This is a genomic window from Rhizobium sp. 05N49 (genome assembly GCF_056396805.1).
In genome coordinates, this window is the sequence record NZ_JBFTME010000008.1 from 201,899 (window position 1) to 226,918 (window position 25,020).

At 58.9% G+C, this 25,020-nt stretch carries 25 protein-coding genes and 1 pseudogene; 14 read left to right on the forward strand and 12 right to left on the reverse strand.

The window, feature by feature from the left end; all coding sequences use genetic code 11:
* Nucleotides 1-282 precede the first annotated feature (282 nt).
* From arfA to AC1DF8_RS18090, 6 genes are all read left to right on the forward strand, one after another.
* Nucleotides 283-1,803 (forward strand): arabinosylfuranosidase ArfA, encoded by a 1,521-nt coding sequence (gene arfA / locus AC1DF8_RS18065; protein ID WP_113013716.1) that lies wholly within the window; start codon nucleotides 283-285, stop codon nucleotides 1,801-1,803.
* 62 nt (nucleotides 1,804-1,865) lie between these two features.
* Entirely contained in the window at nucleotides 1,866-2,951 is a 1,086-nt protein-coding gene (locus AC1DF8_RS18070; RefSeq protein ID WP_112542167.1) for a sn-glycerol-3-phosphate ABC transporter ATP-binding protein UgpC, read from the forward strand.
* 139 nt (nucleotides 2,952-3,090) lie between these two features.
* The gene (locus AC1DF8_RS18075) at nucleotides 3,091-4,359 is read left to right on the forward strand and encodes an ABC transporter substrate-binding protein (protein ID WP_113115616.1); all 1,269 of its coding nucleotides are present in this window, start codon (nucleotides 3,091-3,093) and stop codon (nucleotides 4,357-4,359) included.
* 100 nt (nucleotides 4,360-4,459) lie between these two features.
* Complete coding sequence (locus AC1DF8_RS18080; protein WP_112542218.1) at nucleotides 4,460-5,293, forward strand: carbohydrate ABC transporter permease; 834 nt, start codon at nucleotides 4,460-4,462, stop codon at nucleotides 5,291-5,293.
* Between the two features lies 1 nt (nucleotide 5,294).
* Entirely contained in the window at nucleotides 5,295-6,119 is an 825-nt protein-coding gene (locus AC1DF8_RS18085) for a carbohydrate ABC transporter permease (protein ID WP_018114220.1), read from the forward strand.
* Nucleotides 6,120-6,282: 163 nt separating this feature from the next.
* Nucleotides 6,283-7,206: an ArsR/SmtB family transcription factor gene (locus AC1DF8_RS18090; protein ID WP_112542169.1), complete on the forward strand. Its 924-nt coding sequence runs from the start codon at nucleotides 6,283-6,285 to the stop codon at nucleotides 7,204-7,206.
* Nucleotides 7,207-7,250: 44 nt separating this feature from the next.
* Here AC1DF8_RS18090 and AC1DF8_RS18095 read toward each other — a convergent pair whose 3' ends face one another.
* From AC1DF8_RS18095 to AC1DF8_RS18115, 5 genes are all read right to left on the reverse strand, one after another.
* Nucleotides 7,251-8,381 (reverse strand): substrate-binding domain-containing protein, encoded by a 1,131-nt coding sequence (locus AC1DF8_RS18095; RefSeq protein WP_113115617.1) that lies wholly within the window; start codon nucleotides 8,379-8,381, stop codon nucleotides 7,251-7,253.
* 63 nt (nucleotides 8,382-8,444) lie between these two features.
* Entirely contained in the window at nucleotides 8,445-9,431 is a 987-nt protein-coding gene (locus AC1DF8_RS18100; protein ID WP_478154345.1) for an ABC transporter permease, read from the reverse strand.
* Nucleotides 9,428-10,414, reverse strand: coding sequence for an ABC transporter permease (locus tag AC1DF8_RS18105; RefSeq protein WP_478154346.1), 987 nt, complete (start codon nucleotides 10,412-10,414; stop codon nucleotides 9,428-9,430). The genes AC1DF8_RS18100 and AC1DF8_RS18105 overlap by 4 nt, the downstream gene beginning before the upstream one ends.
* A complete protein-coding gene (locus AC1DF8_RS18110) occupies nucleotides 10,411-11,925 on the reverse strand; it encodes a sugar ABC transporter ATP-binding protein (RefSeq protein WP_113206459.1) in 1,515 nt (504 codons plus the stop codon). The genes AC1DF8_RS18105 and AC1DF8_RS18110 overlap by 4 nt, the downstream gene beginning before the upstream one ends.
* Nucleotides 11,922-12,806, reverse strand: a complete 885-nt coding sequence (locus AC1DF8_RS18115; RefSeq protein ID WP_162735770.1) for a sugar phosphate isomerase/epimerase family protein — start codon at nucleotides 12,804-12,806, stop codon at nucleotides 11,922-11,924. Before AC1DF8_RS18115 ends, AC1DF8_RS18110 begins: the two co-directional genes overlap by 4 nt.
* Before the next feature lie 154 nt (nucleotides 12,807-12,960).
* Between AC1DF8_RS18115 and AC1DF8_RS18120 the strand changes: the two genes are divergently transcribed.
* The 3 genes from AC1DF8_RS18120 (at nucleotide 12,961) to AC1DF8_RS18130 (ending at nucleotide 15,798) form a co-directional block, all read left to right on the forward strand.
* Complete coding sequence (locus tag AC1DF8_RS18120; RefSeq protein WP_113013707.1) at nucleotides 12,961-13,989, forward strand: AraC family transcriptional regulator; 1,029 nt, start codon at nucleotides 12,961-12,963, stop codon at nucleotides 13,987-13,989.
* Between the two features lie 286 nt (nucleotides 13,990-14,275).
* Nucleotides 14,276-15,037 (forward strand): carboxy-S-adenosyl-L-methionine synthase CmoA, encoded by a 762-nt coding sequence (gene cmoA / locus AC1DF8_RS18125; protein WP_112969721.1) that lies wholly within the window; start codon nucleotides 14,276-14,278, stop codon nucleotides 15,035-15,037.
* A gap of 11 nt (nucleotides 15,038-15,048) precedes the next feature.
* On the forward strand, nucleotides 15,049-15,798 hold the full coding sequence (locus AC1DF8_RS18130) for a methyltransferase family protein (protein ID WP_113013706.1): 750 nt from the start codon (nucleotides 15,049-15,051) through the stop codon (nucleotides 15,796-15,798).
* Between the two features lie 40 nt (nucleotides 15,799-15,838).
* On the opposite strand, the gene AC1DF8_RS18135 is transcribed toward AC1DF8_RS18130, so the two are convergent.
* Complete coding sequence (locus AC1DF8_RS18135; protein ID WP_478154347.1) at nucleotides 15,839-16,027, reverse strand: hypothetical protein; 189 nt, start codon at nucleotides 16,025-16,027, stop codon at nucleotides 15,839-15,841.
* Nucleotides 16,028-16,114: 87 nt separating this feature from the next.
* On the opposite strand from AC1DF8_RS18135, the gene AC1DF8_RS18140 reads away from it, so the two are divergent.
* A complete protein-coding gene (locus AC1DF8_RS18140; protein WP_478154348.1) occupies nucleotides 16,115-17,365 on the forward strand; it encodes a sensor domain-containing diguanylate cyclase in 1,251 nt (416 codons plus the stop codon).
* A 300-nt stretch (nucleotides 17,366-17,665) separates the two neighbouring features.
* On the opposite strand, the gene AC1DF8_RS18145 is transcribed toward AC1DF8_RS18140, so the two are convergent.
* On the reverse strand, nucleotides 17,666-18,412 hold the full coding sequence (locus AC1DF8_RS18145; protein WP_112542178.1) for an SDR family NAD(P)-dependent oxidoreductase: 747 nt from the start codon (nucleotides 18,410-18,412) through the stop codon (nucleotides 17,666-17,668).
* Between the two features lie 483 nt (nucleotides 18,413-18,895).
* Nucleotides 18,896-19,492: a J domain-containing protein gene (locus AC1DF8_RS18150; protein ID WP_113206463.1), complete on the reverse strand. Its 597-nt coding sequence runs from the start codon at nucleotides 19,490-19,492 to the stop codon at nucleotides 18,896-18,898.
* A 215-nt stretch (nucleotides 19,493-19,707) separates the two neighbouring features.
* On the opposite strand from AC1DF8_RS18150, the gene AC1DF8_RS18155 reads away from it, so the two are divergent.
* A complete protein-coding gene (locus AC1DF8_RS18155; protein WP_478154349.1) occupies nucleotides 19,708-20,109 on the forward strand; it encodes a DUF2934 domain-containing protein in 402 nt (133 codons plus the stop codon).
* Here the strand turns inward: AC1DF8_RS18155 and AC1DF8_RS18160 are convergent.
* Nucleotides 20,096-20,299, reverse strand: a complete 204-nt coding sequence (locus tag AC1DF8_RS18160) for a cold-shock protein (RefSeq protein WP_112542180.1) — start codon at nucleotides 20,297-20,299, stop codon at nucleotides 20,096-20,098. The genes AC1DF8_RS18155 and AC1DF8_RS18160 overlap by 14 nt on opposite strands.
* A 129-nt stretch (nucleotides 20,300-20,428) precedes the next feature.
* Nucleotides 20,429-20,998, reverse strand: a pseudogene (locus tag AC1DF8_RS18165) (GSU2403 family nucleotidyltransferase fold protein); the annotation flags it as partial.
* Nucleotides 20,999-21,137: 139 nt separating this feature from the next.
* Here AC1DF8_RS18165 and AC1DF8_RS18170 point away from each other — a divergent pair.
* On the forward strand, nucleotides 21,138-21,383 hold the full coding sequence (locus tag AC1DF8_RS18170) for a hypothetical protein (protein WP_478154350.1): 246 nt from the start codon (nucleotides 21,138-21,140) through the stop codon (nucleotides 21,381-21,383).
* A gap of 9 nt (nucleotides 21,384-21,392) precedes the next feature.
* Here the strand turns inward: AC1DF8_RS18170 and AC1DF8_RS18175 are convergent, their stop codons facing one another.
* Together AC1DF8_RS18175 and AC1DF8_RS18180 are read right to left on the reverse strand one after the other, a co-directional pair.
* Nucleotides 21,393-21,806, reverse strand: a complete 414-nt coding sequence (locus AC1DF8_RS18175; RefSeq protein WP_478154351.1) for a nuclear transport factor 2 family protein — start codon at nucleotides 21,804-21,806, stop codon at nucleotides 21,393-21,395.
* A gap of 25 nt (nucleotides 21,807-21,831) precedes the next feature.
* Nucleotides 21,832-22,584: an SDR family NAD(P)-dependent oxidoreductase gene (locus AC1DF8_RS18180; RefSeq protein WP_183882018.1), complete on the reverse strand. Its 753-nt coding sequence runs from the start codon at nucleotides 22,582-22,584 to the stop codon at nucleotides 21,832-21,834.
* A gap of 107 nt (nucleotides 22,585-22,691) precedes the next feature.
* Between AC1DF8_RS18180 and AC1DF8_RS18185 the strand changes: the two genes are divergently transcribed.
* Both AC1DF8_RS18185 and AC1DF8_RS18190 read left to right on the forward strand, forming a co-directional pair.
* A complete protein-coding gene (locus AC1DF8_RS18185) occupies nucleotides 22,692-23,594 on the forward strand; it encodes a LysR family transcriptional regulator (RefSeq protein WP_478154352.1) in 903 nt (300 codons plus the stop codon).
* 306 nt (nucleotides 23,595-23,900) lie between these two features.
* A complete protein-coding gene (locus AC1DF8_RS18190; RefSeq protein ID WP_478154353.1) occupies nucleotides 23,901-24,563 on the forward strand; it encodes a DUF1684 domain-containing protein in 663 nt (220 codons plus the stop codon).
* The last annotated feature ends 457 nt before the right edge of the window (nucleotides 24,564-25,020 follow it).

A 25,020-nucleotide genomic window follows, 5' to 3' on the forward strand; every position in this document is an offset into this window, starting at 1 on the left:
TATTGTGAGAGAGCTCTCATTTTGCGTCGCGAACGCCCCAATTTCGCGCTTGGATATGCCGCTGCGGCGCGGTGGCCACCAGAATTCCGTTTCCCATCTTTTTTTAAGGGGCGCCTTTGCTCCCACCGCCCACCACATGAATGGTTTTCCCAGATTTTTCATGGGCTTCGCATCTCGTGTGAGATATCAAAACCGATTTATGGATACAAAACAAAATACTTGATAAAAAAACTTGTGAGAATAGCTTCTTCAAAAATCAAATTCAATAAACGAGGAACATTCATGCGAGCTAAGGCGACCCTGAACAGGGAATTCACCATTTCGAACGTCGATAAGCGTGTCTACGGCTCCTTCCTGGAGCACATGGGCCGCGCCGTTTACACCGGGATTTATGAGCCGGGCCACGAAAAAGCTGATAAGGACGGATTCCGTACCGATGTTCTTGATATGGTGCGCGACCTGGATATGCCGATCGTACGCTATCCGGGCGGCAACTTCGTCTCGGCCTATCATTGGGAAGACGGCATCGGCCCGCGCGACCAGCGCCCGACGCGTCTCGACCTCGCCTGGCGGACCCGCGAGACCAACCAGATGGGCATCAATGAATTCGCTGACTGGTCGAAGCTCGCGAAGACCGAGATGATGCTGGCCATGAACCTCGGTTCGCGCGGCCTGAACGATGCCCGCAATTTCCTCGAATATTGCAACCATCCTGGCGGTACATATTGGAGCGACCTGCGCGCCAAGCACGGCTACAAGGACCCGCACAATGTGCGGATCTGGTGCCTCGGCAACGAGATGGATGGCCCCTGGCAGGTCGGCCATAAGACCGCGACCGAATATGGCCTGCTCGCCAACGACGTCAGCAAGGCGTTCAAATATTTCGACAAGACGCTCGAAACCGTCGTCTGCGGCTCGTCGAATGACAAGATGAAGACCTATCCCGAGTGGGAGGCGCAGGTTCTGGACGCAAGCTATGATAGCGTCGACTACATCTCGCTGCACAAGTATTTCGGCAACGAGGAAAACGACACGCTGAATTACTACGCCAAGGCGATCGAACTCGACCGCTACATCGTCACGATCGGCGGCGTCATCGACTATATCAAGGCGAAGAAGCGTTCCAAGCGTGACGTGAAGATCTGCTTCGACGAATGGAACGTCTGGTATCACGACCGCAAGGAAGACGATCAGCGCTACAAGAACTGGGACTGGCCGGAGGCGCCGCCGCTCCTGGAAGAGCTCTACAATCTCGAGGACGCAATCTTCGTCGCCTCGCTGATCAACGTCTTCATCCGTCGTTCCGACCGCGTCAAGATCGCCTGCATGGCACAGCTCGTCAACGTCATCGCGCCGATCCTGACCAAGGCGGGCGGCCCGGCCTGGCGCCAGTCGATCTACTATCCGCTGCAGTTTGCTTCGAAGTACGGCCGCGGCACTGCACTGGCGGTGTCTTCATCCGGCCCGACTTACGATTGCGAAGTCGCACAGGACGTTCCCTATCTCGATCTTTCGGCCGTGCTGCATGAGGATGGCAAGAGCATCGCGCTCTTTGCGATCAACCGCAGCCTCGATGAGGCTATCGACCTCGATATCGACCTGCAGGGCTTCAAGGGCGTCAAGGTGGTCCAGCATCATGCGATGGTCGGCGATGACCTGAAGGCCCGCAACTCCGTCGAGGATCAAAACCGCATCGTGCCGAAGGCAGGATCCGGCCTGCAGGTCACCGATGAAGGCAGGCTCACCGGGTCGCTGCCGGCGAAATCCTATCATTTCATCCTGCTGTCAGTCGCTTCGGCATGAGCTGATCGCTATCGGGGCAGCGGAGGAGGCTGCCCCGTTCGGACTGCCAATCGGGAGGATGTATGTCTGGGATAAAACTGACTGATGTCAGGAAGTCGTTCGGCTCCTTCGCCGTCATTCACGGCGTCGATATCGAGATCGAGCAGGGCGAGTTCGCGGTTTTCGTCGGCCCCTCCGGCTGCGGAAAGTCGACGCTGCTGCGAATGATTGCCGGGCTTGAGGAAACGAGCGGCGGCCAGATCAGGATTGAGGATGAGGACGTCACCCACAGGGAAGCGTCGAAGCGCGGCGTTGCCATGGTCTTCCAGTCCTATGCGCTTTATCCGCATCTTTCGGTGTTCGAAAACATGGCTTTCAGTCTGTCGATCGCCAAACGGCCGAAGGCAGAGATTCAAGCGAAGGTGAAGGCGGCCGCCGATATTCTTCGCCTGACCGACTATCTTCAGCACAAACCCAGCCAGCTTTCCGGTGGTCAGCGCCAGCGCGTGGCGATCGGCCGCGCCATCGTGCGCGAACCGAGGGTTTTCCTGTTCGACGAACCGCTCTCCAACCTCGATGCCGAATTGCGCGTGAAGATGCGCATGGAAATCGCCCGTCTGCACCGCCAGATTGGTGCGACGATGGTCTATGTGACCCATGATCAGGTCGAGGCGATGACGCTCGCCGACAAGATCGTCGTGCTGAAGGAGGGTGTCGTCCAGCAGATCGGCGCACCCCTGGAACTTTACCGCAATCCGCAGAACATGTTTGTCGCCGGCTTTATCGGTTCGCCGGGCATGAATTTTCTGAAAGGCAGGGTCGTGTCCGCTGGCCAGGGCTCTGCCCGTGTCGAGCTCGATGATGCGCCGGGCCAGGCCTTCGACCTGCCGACACGCAGTCCGGTCGCCGAGGGCGCAGCCATCAATGTCGGCGTGCGGCCCGAGCATATCGGCCTTGGCGCCTCAAATGGCGGCCTGACACTGCCTGCCACTGCCGAGTTCACCGAGGAGCTCGGTGGCACCGGATATCTTCACGTGTTGACCGCAACCAATGCGGAAATGACGGTCGAGTGCCGCGAAAGCAGGCCTCAGCCGAAGGAGAAGATCAGCCTCTCCCTGAGAGTGCCTGAAATGCTGGCTTTCGACGCCGAAGGCAGAAGGCTCAGTTGATTGAAACGGAATCCGGATCGGATCCGGCGACCGAAAGAAATGCAGGACATCTGATCGCGCGCCTTTGGAGGAGGTTCGCGGCGAGAGACGCCCCGTGCCGCGGGGTGACCTTAACCCATGCTTTAGAGGAGGAACAAACGTGAGAAAGATTATAAAGCTCGCCGTCTCGGCAGCCATCGCATTGCTGCCCTCGGCGGCGGCATTTGCGCAGACGGACATTACCTGGTGGGATTTCTTGAGCGGCGGCGACGGCGTTCGCATGAAGGCGCTGATCAAGGAATTCAACGACACCCATCCTGACATCAAGATCAATGCCACGACGCTCGAATGGGGCGTGCCCTTCTATACCAAGGTGCAGACGTCGGCCGCCGTCGGCCAGCAGCCGGATATCATGACCTATCACATGTCTCGCTATCCGCTGGCCGTGCCGACCGGCATCCTGCGTCCCTTTACTGACGAAGAGCTGGCATCGGCCGGCATCAAGAAGGAAAATTACGTGGACGCGGCCTGGAAGCAGGCGACCTTCGACAACAAGGTCTATGGCATTCCCTTCGACGTGCATTCGATCGTTCTCTATTACAACAAGAACATCCTGAAGGAAGCCGGCCTGCTCGGTGACGACGGCCTGCCGAAAGGTTTCGACGGTCTCGACAATTTCAACGCCGCCCTCGACAAGATCAAGGCGACGGGCAAGGTCGAATATCCGCTGTCGCTGCACACGGATGAAGGCGGCTCCATGTGGCGCGTCTTCTATACGCTGCTTTCCCAGCAGGGGGCAAAGTTCATCGACGGGGACCAGATCCTGCCGGGCGATGCCGGCGTGAAAGCCCTGAAGACCATGGCGAACTGGGTCTCCGGGGGCTATTCGCCGAAGCTGATCTCCTATGAAGCCTCGATCGCGCTCTTCACCTCCGGCAAGGCAGCTCTCCACGTCAACGGCGTCTGGGAAGTGCCGACGATGGCCGATCTTGCCAAGAAGGGCGAACTCGGTTTCGAATGGGGTGCCATCGAAATTCCGAACCTGATGGGCACGCAGGCCACCTGGGCGGACTCGCATTCCTTCGCTGTCCCGAACAGCGACAGCAAGCCGATCACCCCTGAAAAACTGAAGGCCGTGCTGCAGATCATTGCCTGGATGAATGAGCACTCGATCTCCTGGGCAAGTGCCGGCCACATTCCTGCTTTCAAGCCGGTCACGGACAGCAAGGAATTCAAGGAAATGCAGCCGAACGCCACCTATGCGAAGCTGGCCGATACCGCCGTCTTCGACCCGGTTTCCAAGCTCGCAGGTGTTGCCGGTCCGATTTACGAGGCAACCCAGAACTTCGTGGTTCCCGCACTCAACGGTCAGCTCGATCCGGAAGATGCGATCGACCAGATGCGCGAAGAGCTGGAAAGCCAGAAGTAGGAAGACACTGGCCGGAGCCAGCCTCCGGCCAGTCCTTCGTCCAGGGAGATGATCTGTGGTCAACACTGAAAAGCGACGCAAGACGCTGACGGCGATCGTCATGATCGCGCCGTTCCTGATCGCCTATGCGACCGTCTTTGCCTATCCGGTCTACAAGATGTTCGCCTTGAGCTTTACCGACGCGCCGCTCGTCGGCGAAGGCCAATGGGTGGGCTTCGACAACTACGTGAAGCTCTTCCATCAGAAGCTCTTCTATACCTCGGTGTGGAACACCGGCTATTTCGTCGTTCTGACCGTCATCCCGAATACGCTGATCGGCCTCGGACTGGCGCTGATGGTCGTGCGTCTGAAGGGCTGGATGCAGAGCCTGGTGCTCGTGCTTTTCTTCATTCCCTATATTCTTCCGGTTTCCGTCGTGACCCAGATCTGGAAATGGGTGCTCGATCAGCAGTTCGGCATCGCCCAATTCGTCATCGAGGCCGTCACCGGCTCGCGCGTCAGCGTCTTCCGCGATCCGGTCTGGGCCATGCCGATGGTGGCGCTTGTGACCGTCTGGTGGACCAACGGTTTCAACCTGCTGCTCTTCATCGCAGGCCTGCGCAACATTCCCAATGACTATTACGAGGCGGCCATGCTTGATGGCGCGACGCGCTGGCAATGCTTCAAGCGCATTACCTGGCCGCTGATCTGGCCGGTGACCGCGCTGGTGCTGACATTGCAGCTGATCCTGCAGCTCAAAATCTTCGACCAGGTCTATCTTCTGACCGAGGGCGGGCCGTTCAATTCCACCTATGTGCTCCTGCAGCTCGTCTATCGTGAAGCCTTCCGATCGAACCATGGTGGTCTCGGCTCCGCAGTCGCAGTGATCCTGTTTCTGATCATCGTCGTCGTCTCGGTGCTGCAATACCAGCTGTTGCGAGTGAGGGAGCGCTGAGATGCCCGGCAAGACAATCGGCAACGCGCTGCTGCTGCTCCTCACGGTGGTGATCGCCTGCACCTGGGCCTTCCCGATCTATTGGGCGATCGTCACATCCATCAAGCCGGAACAGGACGTCGTCAACAAGACCACCCTCATTCCCGACGTCCTGAATTTCTCAGGCTATTATTACGCGCTCTTCGAGACGAAGCTGTCGACCTGGTACCTGAATTCCATCGTCACCTCGGTGACGGTAACCGTCGTCGTCATCCTGATCAGCGTGATGTGCGCCTACGCGCTGTCGCAGATCGTCTTTCCCGGCCGCCGGCTTCTCTACGGCATCATCCTGGCGAGCTTCATGGTGCCCTCGCAGGCGCTCGTGATCTCCCAATTCGTGCTGATGCACAAGCTGAACCTGATCAATACCTGGGGCGGCATCATCCTGCCGCAGCTGATCGTTCCCGTTGTCGTCATCGTCTACAAGCAGTTCTTCGATTCCGTGCCGAAGGAGCTGCGCGAGGCCGCAAAGCTTGATGGCTGCGGCGAGTTCCAGATCCTGTTCAAGCTCTATTTGCCGCTGAACTGGGGTATCACAACCGCGCTCGCGATCATCACCTACATCATGGCCTGGAACGCCTTCCTCTGGCCGTTCCTCGTCACCAGTTCCGACGACATGATGACGATCACCGTCGGCATCACCCAGACGCGGGATGCGTTCGGCGTCAAATATGCGCGCGATATGGCTGTCGCCATCCTTGCAGCGATGCCGGTCGCTCTTGCCTATCTGCTGTTCCAGAAACGCGTGACACAGGCCCTGATGCTGTCATCCGGCATCAAGGGATAATGCATCAGGGGTTGTTTCCGGGCCGAGGTGAGAAGGCCCCAGCCGGTCCGCGAGAGCTCTCCCGAGGCGCGGGCCGGCGATCAAAAAAGAGCGGCGACATTGGATATGACGCCGTGATATTAGCTCAAACCAACCAGAAAGACTGGAGAACCAGTATCAGGGCATGGAGACGAAACTTCTAACCGTCGATCCGATGCGGGACGTTGACGTCGTGCAGGCACTCGGTTCTCCGACGCGCATCGAAATCCTCAACCTCTTGCGCCAGAAAGGGCCGCTGAATGTCAACGACATCGCGGCACAGATGCGCCTGCCGCAATCGACGACGGCAACCAATCTGAAGTCGTTGGAGCAGGCGGGTCTCATCCAGACCCAGACGATGAAGGCGACGAAGGGAAATCAGAAGATCTGCTCCAGCATCTATGACGAAATCCTGATCCGCTTCGATACCAACGGCACGAAGGCAAGCCAGGATGTGGTGACCGTCAGCATGCCGATCGGCCTCTTCACGGAATTCGACGTCGGCGCCCCCTGCGGCCTCTGTTCGGTCAACAACGTCATCGGCATGCTCGATGTGCAGGAAGTCTTCCTCGATCCGCAACGCATGCAGGCGGCGCTGCTGTGGTTCACTCGTGGTTATGTCGAGTATAAATTCCCGAACAATGCCAAGGTCTCGGGCAAGAAGATCCGCAAGGTGGAATTCTCGGCCGAGCTGAGCTCCGAGACCCCGGCCACGAACGCGAACTGGCCATCCGACATTTCCATCTGGGTCAATGGCATCAAGGCCGGACACTGGACTTCGCCTGGCGATTTCGGCGATCGCCGCGGCATGTATTCGCCGTCCTGGTGGAAGCTATCGGGCTCCCAATACGGCAAGCTCAAGACCTGGACGATCGATGAGACAGGCACCTGGATCGACGGCGCTATGGTCTCTACCCAGACTATCGCCTCGCTCGGCATAGCCGACCGTCACTCGATCCGCTTCCGTATCGGAATCGACGAAAAGGCCGACAACCCTGGAGGCATGAACCTTTTCGGCAAGGGTTTTGGCGATTTCGACCAGGATCTGGTGATGTCGATCTATTTCTGATTGCTAACCCCGGCGTTTCCGCCGGGGCTGCTGTCGTACAGAACCTATTTCTTGCCACCCCAAAGCTCCGGATAGCCAGGCAAGTCCTGGCAGCCGCAAAGGCTGTAGTGTAGCGGCGGCATGCGCTCGTCGATATAGCTTGCCAGCGTATCCTGCGTGATCGCCGGCTGAGGCAGGATCCATTCCGGACCCGGCACCTGTTTGCCGTCGAGCACATCAAGAGCGCCGAGGATCGCTGTCCGCCACTGGTAGGTCGGATAGGATGGGCCGATTGCCGTCAGCTTGTCCTTCTGCCATTTGCGCAGGAAGTCCTGCTGGTCTTCGCCGCTGATGACAGGATAGGGCAGTCCGGCATCTTCGAATGCTTCGAGTGCTGCGGTGGACGTATCGCCGGCATCCATCCAGACGGCATCGATCTTTTCGCCGCGATTGATGTAGTCCTCGACGACCGCCTTGGTCTTGGCTCGGTCGCTGGCGGTGAATTCTGAGCCGATGACCTTCAGGCCGGCTTCGTCGAAGATGTTCTTCGCCGCCGAATAGCGGGTCTCAAGTACGTCGACACCCGGCATGATGCGCAGTGCCAGAACATTGGCGCCCTTCGGCAGCTTGCTGGCGATGAACTCGCCCGAGGTGATGCCGAACCCGTACCCACCGACCGGGTGGATGTAGGTGACCGGGCACTTGGTAGCGACGCCGCGGTCAAAGACGATGACCGGCAATTTCGCGCAGGCTGCCTCCACAGCCGGCGTTAGCGCCGCCGTCGTGTTCGGCGATACGATCAGCGCATCGCACTTGCCGCCGCTGACCAGGGCTTCGATATCGGAGATTTGCTTATCGTCCTTGCCTTCGGCATCGACGACCACCAGTTCCTTGATGCGATCCTTGTGCAGTTCGGCCTCGGCCTGCAGATTGTGCATGCCAACGACGCGCCAGGGGTTGAATATCCCGGCATTGGAAAAGCAGATCGTGACGGGGCCGTCCTTCTTGTATTTGGCGGCATCGACCATTCCGTCCCCGAGATGCTGCGCCCATGGCTTGCCCTCCGGGCCTTGCGGCGTCATCGAAAGCTGCTCGCGCTGCTTCTTGAATTCAGCGGGATCGTTGAATTCCTGCGCATAGCTAACGCCGGCAAATGCCATCGCTATCAGTGCTGCAACAACTGCTTTGTATTGCATGTTCGTCCTCCTCCATTATGCCGGCGTACCGGCGGTTCATCGCTTGTCTCTCCCTGCAAGCAATCAGGTCTTTCTCCGATCTCGCCAGGCGCTGGCGCCGACGGCGGCAATCAGAATCACCCCCTGGATGCTGTCGCGTAGCGCCTGGGGCAGGCCGGCGAGATTGAGTAGGGTGAAGAGCGCGAAAAGGCTAAGAGCGCCAAACAACGCACTCCATAGCGAGCCGCGGCCGCCGAGCAGCTGGGCACCGCCGATGACGCAGGCGGCAATCGCCTGCAGTTCCATGCCGCGGCCGGCGTTGACGGACACACCGGAAAAGCCACCGACGAGGATGCCGGCGGTGACCGCCGCCAGTGCCGACACAACGAAAGCGGCGATGCGGGTGGCGGCGACCGGCAAGCCTGCGAGTTCCGCAGCCCTCGGATTGTCGCCGATCGCCAACGCGCGTTTGCCGTAGACAGTGCCGTGCAGTCCCCACCAGGCAAACATGAGAAAAAGCAAGAGGATGATGACTGCGAGCGGCAGGCTGCCGATCAGCCAGACATCGCGCATCAGGAAACGGCCGAGATCTCGGAAATTGTCCGGCAGATCGCCGCGCGCCGCACCACCCGACCAGGCCAGCGCTAGGCCGTTGACGAGCAGCATGGTGCCAAGCGTGGCAATAATCGAAGGCACCTTCAGAAAAGTGACGACGAGACCATTCACCAGGCCAACAGCGAGACCCATGAGGTAGAGGACGCCGATCATCGGCCAGGTCATCTCGGGGTCGCCATTGATCAGGATGGAAGCTGCCAGAACGACGAGGGTGACGATGGCCCCCACGGAGAGATCGAAACCACCGGTCAGAACGACATAGAGCTGCCCGACGGCGAGGATGATCAGCGGCGCTGCCCGGCGCAGGAAGTTCATGAAAAGGCCGGCTTCGAGGTAGTTCGGCTGAAGGCTCGCGATAGCGGCATAGAGGATAATAAAGACGATCAGGCCGAAGTTGATCTTTGCAAGCGAAATGACCGGGCGACGCATCGGTGTCGTTTCTGAAAGCGGGGTCATGCGACATGCCCCTTGTGACGTATGGCGTGGATGGCAACAGCGGCGATCACGATCGCACCGCGCATCACCTGCTTGAGAAATGCATCGACACCGAGCATATTGAAACTGGCGTCAAGCGTGGCAAAGAGCAGGACGCCAGCGACCGTGCCCGCCACTCCCCCCTTGCCACCGGCCAGTATGGTCCCGCCGATGACTGTTACCGCGATCGATTCCAGGTCATAGATGCCGTCACGGCCGATCCAGGGCGTACCTGACTGCAGCCGGGCCGCCAGATAGAGCCCCGCAACGCCGGCAAAGAGGCTGGCGATGACATGGGCAGCGAGCACCACGCGCTCGGTGCGGATGCCAGCCAGACGAGCGCCTTGCGGATTTCCGCCGACGGCGTAGATGCGCGCGCCGAATACGGTGCGCGTCAGCAGCAGGCTTGCCGCGGCGGCAAGTGCGACGAACAGCAGGACCGGGTAGGGAATACCGAGAAGACTGGTATAGGCGAAGGCCTGGAAGGACGGTGCGACCGAACCTTGGAGGTAAGTGAAGGATGCCGACAATAATCCCTGGATTGTCAGGCCTGTGCCAAGCGTTGCGATCAGCGGGTTTATGCCGCAATAGGCGACGAGCAGTCCGTTGATGGCGCCGACGATCAGGCAGAGGACGAGGCACGCAAGGATCGCCGGCAGGATCATTGCCGGATTTGCCTGCATGATGAACGAGGCAAGGACCGCGACCGCGCTGATTAGCGCCGCCACCGAAAGATCGATCGAGCCGACGAGAATGACGAAGGTCTGGCCGAGCCCGACAAGGCCGAGAGCGACCATCCGTTGAAACAGGCCGGCCAGCCCTTCAAGATTTAGCTGGCTTGTCGCCCCCGTCGCTATCGCCGCAATGACAAAGATGCAGGCCGAAACCAGCACGAGCACGGCGGCCACGGAAAGGCGTATCGGGTGACGGGTACGGCTTGTCGCCGGAAGGGTCTCGCCACTCATGTGAGGGCCTCCTGCTTCTGGCGTATATCGATGCCGAGCGACAGCGCCATCACTGCTTCCTCGCTTGCGCCGCGCGGCAACTCGCCGGCGATCCGGCCCTGATGCATCACGAGAATCCGGTCGGAAATGCCGATGAGTTCTGGCATGTCAGAAGAAACGACGATGATGCCGCGGCCGGTATTGGCGAAGCTTCGCATCGCCTCGTAGATCGCCGCCTTGGCGGCGATGTCGATGCCTCGGGTCGGCTCGACGAAAACGAGGATATTCGATTGCCGCGCAAGCCAGCGGGCAATGATGACCTTCTGCTGATTGCCGCCGGAAAGCGAATCGACCGCCTGGCCGAAATCGGCAGCTCGCACGTCCGTCACCCGCAGCACCTCGTCGATGCGGTCTCTTGAGAAGGCTCCGCTTTCGGGGCGGGTGAAGAAATTCGACATGGATCGGAGCGTCAACAGTGCGTTGTCGCGAACGGACTGCCGCAGCAACAGTCCCTCGCGCTTGCGATCGCCCGGCAGATAGCCGATGCCGCGGCTCGTCGCGCGGCGCGGCGAGGTGATTGCCTGCGAACCGCCGCCAAGTCGTATCGTACCTGCTGTCAGCGGCTGATCGCCGATAATTGCCTGTGCGAGCGATGCCTTTCCGGAATCTTCCAGCCCGGCGACGCCGATGATTTCGCCGGCCCGGAGATCGAGATCGATGCCGCGCAGGTAGGTATTTCCGCCCTGTTCCACCGAGAGCAACGAATGACCGGGCTTGCCGGCCGGCGGCGATGGATAGAAGTCCTTGAGATCACGACCGACCATCGCTCTGATGATCGCGCCAATATCGGCGTCTTCCCGCGATTTCGTCCAGATCCTGCGGCCGTCCTTCAGCACCGTGATGCGATCGGCAAGAGCCATGATTTCCGGCATTCTGTGCGAGATGTAGATGATCGAGACGCCTTCACTCCGCAGGCCGCGCACGAGTTGCAGCAGGGCCTGGGCGTCACGTTCGTCAAGGGCCGCCGTCGGCTCGTCCATGACGAGAATCTGCGCATCGAGCAGCAACGCCTTGGCAATTTCCACCAATTGCTGACCCGCAATCGAAAGCGTCGAAACCTGCCGGTCCGGATCGATACCGGCGCCGAGACGCTGCAATAACTCCATGCTGCGGCGACGCATCTCGCGCCGGTCGAGAACGCCGCGCCGCGAGGGCTCGCGGCCCACGAAGATATTTTCCGCGACGCTGCGATAGGGCAATAGGCTAAGTTCCTGATGGACGATGGATATACCAGCCGCCTTGGCCTGTTGCGGGTGGGCGAAATCTGCGGATTGGCCGCGAATGCGAATCTCTCCACTATCCGGTCGATAGCTGCCACCGAGGATCTTCATGAGCGTCGACTTTCCGGCGCCATTCTCGCCACAGATTGCGTGCACCTCTCCGGGACGGCAGTCGAAATCCACCTCGTCAAGTGCGAGCGCGCCGGGGAAAGTCTTGGTGATGCCGGCCATTTCAAGTGCGGGTAGCGTCATTGCGCCGCCCCCTTCGAGCCCGATGGTGCGCGTTCTCCGGCAATGTCCCATTCCCTGCGGATGAAGGCGATGCTCTCGGCAAAGAGCGTGTCCAGGTCGTCGAAAAGATCCCGCCAGACGCGCGTGGCTCCCGCAAGCTCGGGTAGGGCACGGCTGAAGGATTCGACCGTGAGCCAGCCGTCATATTCGCAACGGCGCAACGCCTCAAAATGGGCCGCGAAGGGTACGTGACCGGTCCCCGGAATGCCGCGATCGTTCTCCGAAACATGGTAGTGATTGATTTCCCTGTGGTAACGTTCGTAAGTTGCCGGCGGATCCTTTTCTTCGATGTTGGCGTGGAAGGTATCGAACATGTAGCCATAGTTCGGGTGACCAACCTCGCCGTAGATCTCCGAGGCGGCAGCGATCGTCGACATCAGGTAGCATTCGAAACGGTTGACGGCTTCGGCGGAGATGCGAATGCCTGCAGATGCGGCATATTCGGCCAGCGCCCGCATCGCCTCGACGCAGCGGCCGCGCTCATTCGACGTTGGACCGAAGCCGGTGAAGACACCGACGGGGGAATGGAGCGGACCGGCGATCACTTCGCCGCCCATTGCCTGCGTGCAGTCGACGATCCACCGGTGATGGTCGCGGGCGCGTCGACGGACCGTAGGATCTGCACTCACGGGATTGGCCTCCTGGGTCGCGACTGCAGCGGCGCCGGCGGAGAGACCGATATCGCGCAGCATCTTGCCGAGGGCGGCATAGTGATCCGGCTTTCCAAAAAAGACGGGGATCTCGACCGCGTCATATCCCAGCGCCTTCAGTCGCTCGAGCTGACGGCCATGCGCCGTGGTGATCTCCGCTCCGAGCACAAGTAAGTTGAATGCGATCTTCACGTGTTCTCCTTCCCATGCGGCAGTCACGTCGTCGTCCCGCGGCATGGTTGCCCATCCTCGAGGTGGATACTTGGCAGACTTGACTCGGTARAACTTGCGCCCCACAACAGTGGTAAATTTCTTAAGTCATTTTCTGCGTTGGGAGGCGCGCGAAATGAATAAGCACACAATCATCAAGCCAGCCGACATTCGTCGTCCTTCGGTCTTTCGCCAGCCGGATTCGATGATGTATGCCGACAATTGCCGCGAGTTGCAGGCTGCCGCCGCGCGTGGCGAAGTCGAGTTGCACGCGTGGACCCGCGGCAGCTATCCCGGCCAGTCGCTCGGAGACCGCCTGCCGGGGATCCGTACGGTCGGCTTCTGGGATGCGCGTTATGCGCAAAGCTGGGGACTCGGCCGCCACTGCAATGAAGGGTTCAAAATCGCCTATCTGGCGCGCGGGAACCTCAATCTCGTCGTGGATGACCAGACCTACAATTTCGAGCAGGGCCAGTTCATCGTCATCCGTCCCTGGCAGCTGCATTCGATCGGCAATCCCGGCGTCGATGCGAGCCGCCTGCTGTGGATCATTCTCGATGCGGGGCTGAGGCGTCCGAGCGAAGCCTGGGGATGGCCGAGCTGGATGGTGTTTTCAAGCGAGGAAGCCCGCACGCTCGGCGAATTGCTGACGCAGAACAACCAGCCGGTCTGGGATGGCGGCGCTGATCTGTGCCGCGCCTTCGAGGCCGTGCCCTCGATCCTGCTCGGACGAACGCCCGAAGATGGCGAAACGCGGCTGAAGGTGGCGATCAATACGATCATGCTGAGCCTGATCGACCGGATGATGGAGCAGGCGCCGAAGCTCGATCCCGATCTTTCGACGTCGCAGCATACGGTGGCGATCTTCCTGCGCCGGCTGGCCTTCGCGCTTGCCGAAGACTGGACGCTCGATTCCATGGCCGAAGAATGCGGTCTGTCGCGCACCCGCTTTTCGGAATATTGCAAGCGGTTGACCAATATGACGCCGCGGCAATATCTGCAGCATCTGCGGCTGGAAGAGGCCTCGCGCCTTTTGAAGACGCCGGGGCGTAGCAGCATCACGGAGATTGCCTTCTCCTGCGGCTTCAACTCCAGCCAGTATTTCTCCAACGCATTCCGCAAGCGTTATGGCCATGCGCCGAATGGTGCGGCTGCTTCTGCCTGAGGCGGTGCGTCCGACCGCCTCGCGTGACGACATCATCGATATCGCACGGTCGCTGGCGCGGCCGGGCAGGTGAGGTGAGGGAAAGGCGGCGTTGATTGTAATGATAGCGACTGGTGGCGAGCCGGCCTCACGTAGGCAGGATCACTTCTAGCCGTTTCTCCCACCATTGTTGTGAGTGCAGATCGTCTTTCAGGTTATTGTCAGACTCCTGTGCTCACATCGCACCGCGCCGGGTGTGCTCGGGGAAAGTACTCCCACCTGAAATTGCTATAAATTAGGAGCGGGTATGACAGACCAGTCTAGCCGTCTTGTCTTGCATATGAATTCGCGCGACGAGGTGTTTGCCGACGAACGCAATTCGGTTGCGGACTTTTCTTTCAATTCCACCGTCGCAAGCGTTTTCGATGACATGGTCAGCCGTTCAGTCCCATTCTATGGGGAGATGCAGCGGATGGTTTGCGAATTGGCCCGGGACTTCGCCCAACCCCATTCGACCCTCTATGATATTGGCTGCTCGACGGCCACCACCCTGTTGGCATTGGACCACGTCGTCGACAATCAACTTGATTTCGTCGGAATCGACAATGCACCGGACATGCTCAAGAAGGCGGCGGAAAAGATTGAGGAATCGGGAACAAACCGATCAATCGATCTGGTCACAAGCGACCTCCATCGCGGCTTTACGATCGAAAATGCTAGCGTCGTGACGATGCTTCTGACGCTTCAGTTCGTGCGTCCACTGTTTCGTGAAAGAGTGATGAAGACTATCTTCAACGGGCTCAAGGCGCACGGATGCCTGCTGCTGATCGAGAAGTTGACCAGCGAGGACACGACGTTCAACAGACTGTTCATCGACCACTATTATGACTTCAAGCGGCGCAACGGATATTCCTCGATCGAAATCTCGAAGAAGCGAGAGGCACTGGAAAATGTCCTCATTCCCTACCGCCTCGAGGAGAACATCCAGTTGCTCAAGGAGGTAGGCTTCAAGAGCACCGAGGTCTTCTTCCGCTGGTACAATTTCTGCGGCATCGTCGCGGTCAAGTGAGTCGAAAAGCCATGAACAGAGTTTCCCTCGCGATCGGCCGCTTCTTTTTCAAATACCGAAACCAGGCTTTCCCGCTCATAATCGTCGCACTGTTTGTTTCTAGCCCGCCTGCCACAACCGTTTTCGGTAGTGCTGCGCTCGAAGGATGGAAAAACATTATCGCGTTGCTTGTCGTCATGGCTGGTCTGGTACTGCGCGCAACCGTGATCGGATATGCCTACATCAAGCGCGGTGGCCTCAATAAGCGGGTTTATGCCAGCGATTTGGTGACGGAAGGCATGTTTGGCGTTTGCCGCAACCCTCTATACGTGGGGAACATGTTGATTTACTCCGGGCTCTTTCTTTTCCATGGCAATCCGGTGGTCGTCGTTGCCGGATGCGTACTGTTCGGCCTTATCTACCAGTGCATCATTTACGCCGAAGAGGAATTCCTCGCGAACAAGTTCGGCGAGGCATATGGCGCTTATTGCCGGGACGTATCCAGATGGGGGCTGAAGCTGAGCGCGTTTTCGTCGTCAACGGAAGGTATGGCTTTCAATGCGAAGCGCGTCATTGCCAAGGATTACTCGACGATGTCGTCCACATTGATCGCCCTGTTGGCAACTGAATTCTATCGACTGGCGGCAGATTCAATATCGCCTGAGGAGCTTTCTTACGCGATGGTACTTGTCGCGCTCTTCGTAGCAGTCGTTGCGCTCACCGGCGTCGTGAGTTCGTTGAAGAAAATGGGGGTCTTGGACGAACTGACTGCCGCGCCCTGAAGGCGTCTCGCTTTATGCTACTCCAGGCCGAATTAGAGGATTAGGTGAACTCCTGCGGTTCGATATCGACGGCGAGGCGATATGCGTCCCACCAGCGAACATTTTCTGGTGAAGTGGTTCTAAGCCGTGTGCATTGCTTGATGCGCATAGGACTATCTCCGTTCTGTTCGCGCTCCTGGGCGATGAGCTGGTATTCCAGCATGCGACCCAGTGGCGAAGTTTCAAGCAAGCGCTATCCAGAGTATGCGCAGCTAGCCGTCTAATCGAAATTTAATTTATCGCTCCCATGATCCACCTGCTTGATATGGTGGGCTACATGAACACTTTACGGACATTCGGAAAATTGACGGCGGAACGAGCTCAGCGCGAACGCGCGCGGCTCGAAGCACTGGACCAGTTTGACTTGTTGGACGCGCCAAGGGATTCGAGCTTCGAACGAATCGTTCGGCTTATCAAAGAGATATTTTCAGTCGATATCGGGATTGTGTCTGTCATCGACGCACATCGTCAAAGTTATCAAGCCTGTGTCGGCTTGCCGAATTCAGAGGTCCCACGAGAAGAAAGCTTCTGCACGTTGATCGTCGACTCGGGAGTGCCGATGATTATTCAGGACGCGTCAAAGGACGCCAGGTTCGCAAACAATCCATCGGTGACTGGCGAAGCTCATGTCCGTTTCTATGCTGGCGTGCCACTCCAAACGCGCGAGGGGTTTGTCTTGGGGACGGTGTGCGCCATTGACCGTCGGCCCAAGTCATTTGGGGCGAGGGACCTTGCTATCCTTCAGGAGCTCGCTGGACTTGCAATGGAACGCATTGAGCTGCTTCAATCTGCTGCGACGGATGGTCTGACGGGTGTTCTCACACGAAAAGCCTTCAAGTCCGAGAGCGAGAAATTAATCGCGCAGGCACTGAGGCATCAGCATGATCTCGCATGCCTTGTATTGGATGTGGATCACTTTAAGAAGGTAAATGACACTTACGGCCATTCTGCCGGCGATGAGGTTCTCAAAGCTGTTAGTGGTGCATGTAGGGGCAGCCTGCGGGCAGGAGATCTAATTGGACGTCTAGGGGGCGAGGAATTCGCCTTTTTACTTCCCCATGTCGACAAGGCCGCAGCCGCAGCTGTTGCGGAGAAGTTGCGGAACGCTATCGCGGGGTCCCTTGTGAACGGCGACTTCGGCACCGTGAGTGTGACAGCCAGTATCGGATCGACCAACCTTTCAATTGTTAGCCGTGACACCGATACGCTCATAGCCCAGGCGGACGCGGCGATGTATGCCGCCAAAAGCGGAGGACGAAATCGCTGCGTCTCATGGCATGATCTGAAGGGTGCAAACGGAGGAGAGCGCCGCAGGGTACTGAAAAGCGCCTCCATCCTGTTCAACGAGCGGCGTTCAGTAATCGACTGCACGGTTAAGTCGCTTGGAAGCGACGGCGCAGGGCTGGTCCTTTCAAACACCTCAGGCATACCGCCGGAGTTTGATCTGGTAATCCGCGGCGAAGGCTTCGAAACCCGTTGCCGCGTTATCGCGCAGGACCGTCAAAACGTCGAAGTGTCTTTCAGGTAATAAAGGGCATCAATCACGGCGCGGTCAGTGGGGCCGTCTACGATCCTGTAGGGCTGTCCGCGTCTACATCAATACCCTCGACGACCTTCTACGGGCGATCTGTTCGGATCTCGAGTGAGGTGGACCTGTCGGCCGATATCGTCCGCTCGGTCGCCGGCAAGACCGACAGTCGCCCTCGAATCGTCATTTGCCGATTATGTTATCGGCCACCGGCTTGGCCAAGGGCTTCCGCCGTCCGGGCACGTGAGGGGGAGAAGGCGCCTTCAGCCAATGCGGTGCCGCAAGGGGCGATTAATGCACTTAGTAAGTCGTTCTTCCGCCACTAAGATCGAATGTAGACGCCGTCGTGAACGAGTTTTCCTCCGACAGGAGCCATACCGTCATCGCCGCGATCTCCGTAAGTTCGGCGAAGCGATCTCGCGGAATCCTGACCAGCATGTATTCGATGAATTCGGGCGTGAGGCCATCGAGGATCGGCGTCTTCGCTGTGGCGGGCGTAATGGCGTTGACGGCGATTCCGGTTTTCGCAAGTTCCTTGCCCAAAGACTTGGTGAAGCCAAGCACGCCTGCTTTGGCAGCACTATAGGCCGCGATATTCGGGTTACCTTCTTTTCCGGCCACCGATGAGATGTTGACGATCCGACCGTAATCTCGTTTCAACATGACCGGCACGACATGGCGGCAGCAGTTGAATGTGCCCGTCAGGCAGACGTCTACGACACTTCGCCACTCCAAGACATCGTATTCGATCGTCGGTTTGACCTTCCCCGTAATCCCTGCCGAATTCACCAGGCAATCGATCCTTCCGAAAACCTCCTCTGTCGCCGAAGCCGCCCTGCCGACGAGATCGAAATCCGTCACGTCGACCTGGAACGCGTGGGCATTCGGTCCGAGTGTGCTGGCACTATCGGCCGAGCGATTGCCATTTGAATCCCAGAGAGCAACTTTCCCGCCGGACTGGATCACCCGTTCGGCGATGGCATAACCGATCCCCTGTGCGCCGCCGGTGATGACGGTCACTCTGTCTTTCAAGTCAATCGAATTCATCAAGCGCTCCTCCAGCACGTTCCGAATGCACCCGCCGAATTGAATAAAACAAGCCTCATTTCGTCCTCGCCTTGAAATCAAAACCTGAACTGAAACTGAGTCGGCGGCGGATGCGTCACGATCCTAGCAATCTGCGGACATCTCGCCAGCGCAAACTCGACCGACCGCAACCAACAATCTTACAAGGGCGCCCTGCGCCAGCAGCCTTATCGAAGCTGAAAATCGAGATGTCGGTCTCGACTTGTCGCGTGCGGACGTCGTCGTCACGCGCGCGGAAAGCAGTTGCCGAGTTCTCGGAAGGGAAGAGGCCACCCACATGCTCGTGGTGAAGGCGTCGCCTTCAGAGAAATCAGAATCGCATACGTGGACGCGCTCTGCGCGGATTGAGCAAACTGACGAGCCTGTTGGCGCGTTCAGACTAAAAGCCTTCGTAGTAGCTGGACGTCGGTTCGACTCCGGTCGATGCGCCCAATGCCCACCGACCTAGCAGAAATCGTTGAGCTTCAGGATTTTATAGGCCTCGATCGTCGCCCGAAGTGCCTCCTCTGACGCGCGGTCTCCATCGTTTGCGTCGGGATGGTGCATCTTGAGCCTCTGCTTGTAGCGACTTCTGATTTCTTCCGGCGTGGCATCCGCGGAAAGATCGAGCGTTTCGAATGCTTTCGCTTCAAGAACTTTGAGCTTTCGGGACTGCAAAGCCGCGCGGCTGCGCGCAGCGTTTTTCCTTGCATTGATCGCCTTTGCGGTCCCGGAGCGAACTGAGGAAGGGAGGGGTGCGGCAGAAGCGTGATTGACCCTGACGCCCCAGGTCGGCCGGCTGCCGCTTGCCGCTTCCCTCTGATAACGGGCAGTGACAGGGTTCGAGAGCTTCGTCACGTAATTGTAGCCTTCGCTGTATTCTTTTGCGTGGCCACGACAGAAGAGAAGATACAGGCCCTCAGCATCCGCTCCGACGGGGGCGCGGTGCATGCCTTGTTTGTCACATCCATCCCATTGGCATGTCGGACCGCCTGGATCGCGACGTTCAGCCGGCTTGTTTCGGATCGGTCTCAGGCCGACAAAAATCTTTGAATCAGTCATCGCGCCTTATATGGCCGTACTGCTGGCCGCGGCAAGATTGTTCTTGGCAGATGACAAACCCGTTGTTCACGGGAACGTACCTGCTATCGCGGAATTTATTGTTTGGAATATCCATGATCTCTCGATCTCATTCCGTCACCGCAAACAGGCTTTACCTGGAAAATCGGGCTGAGCTTCCGAACGACATAAACTGAAAGCGTCAAGGCCAGCCCCCGATGGCAGCAAACGAAGACCGTATTGGACAGCGCGTCTACGAGATCTGGGAGCAGGAGCGCCGGCCGCTCGGGGAAGACATGCAATACTGGCCGCAGGCGTCCAGGAAATTGCCGCAAGCGCCGAGGCGGATGGCGGCGCGGTCAAGAACAGCCGGGCAAAGAAGCCTGGCCCGGAGAGCCGAAACTGCCTGGCGAAGTCCAAGCCTGCCAGGAAAGCTAGAGGTGGCGCTCAGATCGCTCCGACGACGACGCCATCGCCGACGGCTGCGAAGATCACCACCGGTGTCACCAAACACTGCGGAAAACACCGGCGAGCGGTTTGGGTATCGGAAGAAACGGGGCGCGATCGACCGCGCCCCGCTGGAACAGGCTCTCGAAAGAGTTTGGCTCAGAGCGGCCTGACGTTTTCGGCCTTCGACTTGCCGGTCTTTCGATCCTGACCGATGTCGAAGGATACGTCTTGGCCTTCCTTCAAGACATTGCCGTATTCCAGGGCAGATACGTGGACGAACACGTCGGCACCGCCCGTTTCCGGCGTGATGAAGCCAAAACCCTTGTCCGCGTTGAAAAACTTTACTTTACCGGTCGGCATGAAACCCTCGTATGTTTGCAGTTGATCGCGCGTGCAATCTAGCGACCGACATTTGCCACGGCAACCAGGGATCGAAGCAATCGTTCGACGCCGACCGGGCCCGCCTTTCTTCGACAAAGGGATCTTGTCTCAAGGGCTCGCTTCGAAGGGCAGGACGACGTTCTCTGCAATCTCCTTCGAACCCGTCGTGAGAAAGGTCGCGAAATTGCCTCTACCGCGCGCATCCAGCATGGCAGCGCCTGCTCGAATGGCGCTTTGCCATGACGAACCACGTTCCCAGGCCTCGTTGTAAACAAGAGCAAGGTCAGAGGCTCGCCTTGTTTGCAGGAGGGCTTCGAACAGGAGTGCCGCTTGGCGGATATCCTTAGCCCGTTTGACTGCCGATTGGCCGTCGGCGTGCCTGCGGCTTGCAACAATCAGCTTGTGGACAGCAAAGCGCGATGGGTCGGGGACGGTCACCGGGACACCGCTCTTGTGCAGGAGCATCGTCCGGACAGGATCACGGATCAGGAAATCGAGGAAGCGAAGCGGAGCGGCGCTGGCGCCTCCGAGCGTCGGCATCTCTGCGGGCTGATCAAGATAGTCGTCTGTTCCGCGGTTCGGTGTCAGGAATTCTACCCTGTAGCCGCTCCTGGTCTGAAACGTAGACGAGGCGGCGGCGTCTGAACGGTGTGGGACCGCCCTGAATGAGGGGGCAACGCGCACGCGACCTTGGCCGAGTGATCTGTTCAGGCTGGGAAAAGGAGAGGGGAGTAAAATTGCCGGCGAAACAGCGCTGTGCGAAAGGTTTGCCATCGGCCAGGTGCTTTGATGCCGTGGATGGAAGGAAGGAGGCCACGTGACGCTGGGAGAGCTGATCGATCGATACCGGCCATGTCTGGCTGACGAGACCGTGGGTGTACGCCGCAGCTGGGAGGAGATGTTTACCTATACACTTCGCCACTATGGCAAARATACGCCCATAGCCACTTTCGATCCTGAAATACTGTCGGAGCGACTTGTCATGTCCGGCATGCATCACCTCATCGTCGTGGGATATGTGAAGCGGTGGCGCGACCTGCTTTCCTGGGCAGGCCGCGAATAGGGCAGGGTGCTAGGCGCCACGCCACTTGTTCAGAATCATTGGTATCGGCGGACTGGTGGGATCAGGTTGACCGTCGAAGAACAGATAGATGGCAGCAATTCTTCCATCCCTTGCCACGATGAAATCCGTTCCCGCGTAGGACGGCGCCTTGCCTGGGCTGCCGGACACCCACCTCATCCGTCCTGCCGCCTCGTGAAGCACTTCGGCCGGCGCGATCGGCGTATATTTGAACTCCGGATGCATGGCGCGGATGACGCCGGCAATGCGGACGATCTCGTCGCGGCCGCGGTAGGTTCCGTGCGGCTCGACGAATACGGCATCTTCATGAAAAATCTCCTCGGCCACCGTCCGGCGGAGGGCCTCGTCGCCCTCCCCGAAGATGCCCTGCAGATTGCGTTCAAGCAATGTTGCGATATCTACCATGACGGCTCTCCTTCATGTCACCGTATCAGATCTGAGCCTGGCCGCCATCGACGAACAGTTCGACGCCGTTGATGAAGGAGGCATCGTCGGATGCGAGGAAGAGGACAGCCTTGGCGATCTCTTCCGGCTTGCCGATGCGACCGGCAGGGATGAGGCTCGCAAGGTAGTTCTTCGTGTTCTCCGCTTGGTCGCCATTGCCGAACAGCTCATTGAGGCCTGCCGTATCGGTAACGCCAGGGCTGACCGCGTTGACGCGGATATGGCGGTCCTTGAGGTCGAGGATCCAGTTGCGCGCAAAGTTGCGGATGGCGGCCTTCGTTGCCGAATAGACGCTGAAGGCAGGCGTGCCGGAAATGCTCGTTGTCGAGGAAGTGAGAATGATCGACGCACCATCGCGTAGCAGCGGCAGCGCCTTCTGGACGGTGAAGAGCGTACCCTTCACGTTCGTCGCAAATGTCTTCTCGTAGTGTTCTTCAGTGATCGCCCCGAGCAGCGCCATCTCGCCACCGCCGGCATTGGCGAAGAGGATATCGATCTGAGCGTGTTTCTGCTGGACTGCGTCATAAAGACGGTCGATATCGACGAGCTTGCTCATGTCGGCCTGCACGCCAGTCACCCTGCCCCCGATGTCTTTGACGGCAGCGTCAAGCGCTTCCTTCCGGCGGCCCGTGATGAAGACCGATGCACCTTCCTGAGAGAAGGCCTTTGCTGTCGCCAGCCCGATGCCGCTTGTGCCGCCGGTGACGATTACGACTTTGTTCTCGAACTTCTTGGTCATTGCCTTGCTCCTTGTTGCGGCCGGTTGCCGTTGAGAAGGAACATGCCAGTAGAACGCTGGTGCCAGTAGCCAGCAATTGTGTTACCCAGCGTTCTGAATGGAGAACGATGATGCGGACCGACCTAAACGATCTGGTTTATTTTGCCGAAGTCGTGGCGCATGGCGGTTTTGCCGCGGCGGGCCGGGCGCTGCGCGAGCCGAAATCGAAGCTCAGCCGGCGGATCGCGGGCCTTGAGGCACGCCTTGGTGTCCGATTGATCGAGCGCTCGAGCCGGCGCTTTCGTGTAACCGATGTCGGGCAGTCCTTTTACGAGCGCTGCAAGGCGATGCTGGCAGAGGCAGAGCGCGCCGAAGCCCTGGTTGCTGAGGCGCAGTCAGAGCCGCATGGCCTGATCCGGATGAGTTGTCCGACCGGCCTCGTCGAATCGATCTCTGGTCTGGTCACGCAGTTTCTGGCGCAACATCCGAGGGTACGCCTTCAGCTTGTCGCGATCGACCGTCCGGTGGATCTGATCGAAGAACGCATAGATGTTGCGCTGCGTGTGCGAACGTCGCTTGATGGCGACGCATCACTGACGATGCGCTCGCTGGGAAATTCGGTTCGCATTCTTGTCTCAAGCCCACAGATAGCAAGCCGCATCGGCGACATAGCCGGGCTCGCCGATCAATCGACGCTCTCAACGACTGATGACCAGGGAGAGGTCAACTGGTTTCTCGAAACGGACGATGGACGCACGCATACGCTACGCCACGAACCGCGCATGGGCTGCGCGGACTTCACTGCCGTCAGGGCCGCAGCGATTGCCGGGCTTGGGGTCGCACTCCTGCCCGACCATACCTGCCGCCAAGCCATCGACGAGGGAAAGCTCGTTCATGTGCTGCCGGCCTGGCGTGGTATGAAGGGACTCGTCCACCTCGTGTTCACGACACGCCGGGGTCTTCCGCCGGCGGTGCGCAAGTTCATCGACAGCCTGGCTGCCGGGTTTCCGAGGGATGCGTTGGCACGCTGACATTTTTGGTTGCAGCCTCCGAACGCGCTAGGCTGTGCCTGGGGTGTCGGCTCGGAAATCGATTCCGGAACACGCGGTCGTGGCAGTCGGTCCCGCTTCTTCTTCGGATCGCCGACGCTGGCGCTCCTGCGGCTGCCCTTCTTCACGCCCGCCTGTGACGCGGATTCCCGCTTTCCCGCGCTGTTGGCGCGGCCGCTATGCTGAAGGCTCCGATATGCTTCTGTCTGGTTATTGTTGACATGCACCCAAACGTGGACTGCATATTGTCACGCCGTGGTGCGCCGCAATGAATGCGCGAGCATCACGATGATGAAAGCCGGCTTAATTTCTGACATGGAAGGGTATGGTGTGAACGAGGATCTACAACTGTGGGAATGGCGGGAAAGGATCTCAAATCTCTATTACGAGATACGTTCCAGTGCGGACGCAGTTGCTGCCTGGAGGCTTTGGTGCGACACCCGTTCGACCCTGTTTCGCGACCATCCCCAGTCACCAATCGAACAGGCGGATCGCAAGGGGTTCGCAGGGCCGACTATATTTCCTTATGATCCTTCGTTGCGCATGACGGTTGAGGTTGTGTCGAAAACATCGGAACGGATAACCATCGCAACAGGCGTGGACGGTGATCTGTCGATGCATGCGTTCGCCCGCACCGCAGGGCTGGAAGCCAGATTAGGCGGCGAATTGACCCTTTACTGGATTGAAGGGTACGGTGGTGGCGTGTTCCTGCCGTTTGTAGACGGGACCTCGGGGACAGAGACGTATGGTGGTGGCCGATATCTCCTCGACACCATCAAAGGAGCGGACCTCGGAGTTGCCCGAGCAGGCGGCGCGCTGGTACTCGATTTCAACTTTTCCTATTTTCCTTCTTGCGCCTACTCGCCCCGCTATGTCTGTCCATTAGCGCCGTCGGGCAATCGACTGAAGGGCGCGGTGAGAGCAGGCGAGCGACTACCAATCTCGATATGAGCCGAGTTTAACGGGGAGGTCGATCCCGCCATGATCGACGAGCTGCCAGCCTTGCTGTCACGTGTCGCTAGGTTTGCCGTGCCCGGACGTGATCCTTCGCGTCGCCCCTGCCGGTTCGGATCGGCCTCCGCGACGCTGTCGCCGGTTTCTGGCTGTTGCTCATTAACGGGCGGGGCCTGCCGGTCGTCCACGCTGGTTTCGGAACGCTCGTCGTCTTGCGTGTCCTCGTTCAACGACTTGGGGGCACCGATCGGAATCGGCTTTTTCTGAAATCGGGCTGGTAGTCGCGAGCATATGGTCATCTCCTCGAGAGAAAGCGGAAGGTAGTGCATCGCAATGGCCACCACACACGGGCACGCAAGGGAATACGTCGCGGAAAGCCGACAACGAACCGTTCCAACCGCCTGCCTAGTCTCGACGTAACCAGCGCATACGGCTCCGCTGTTCCTGTAGACAG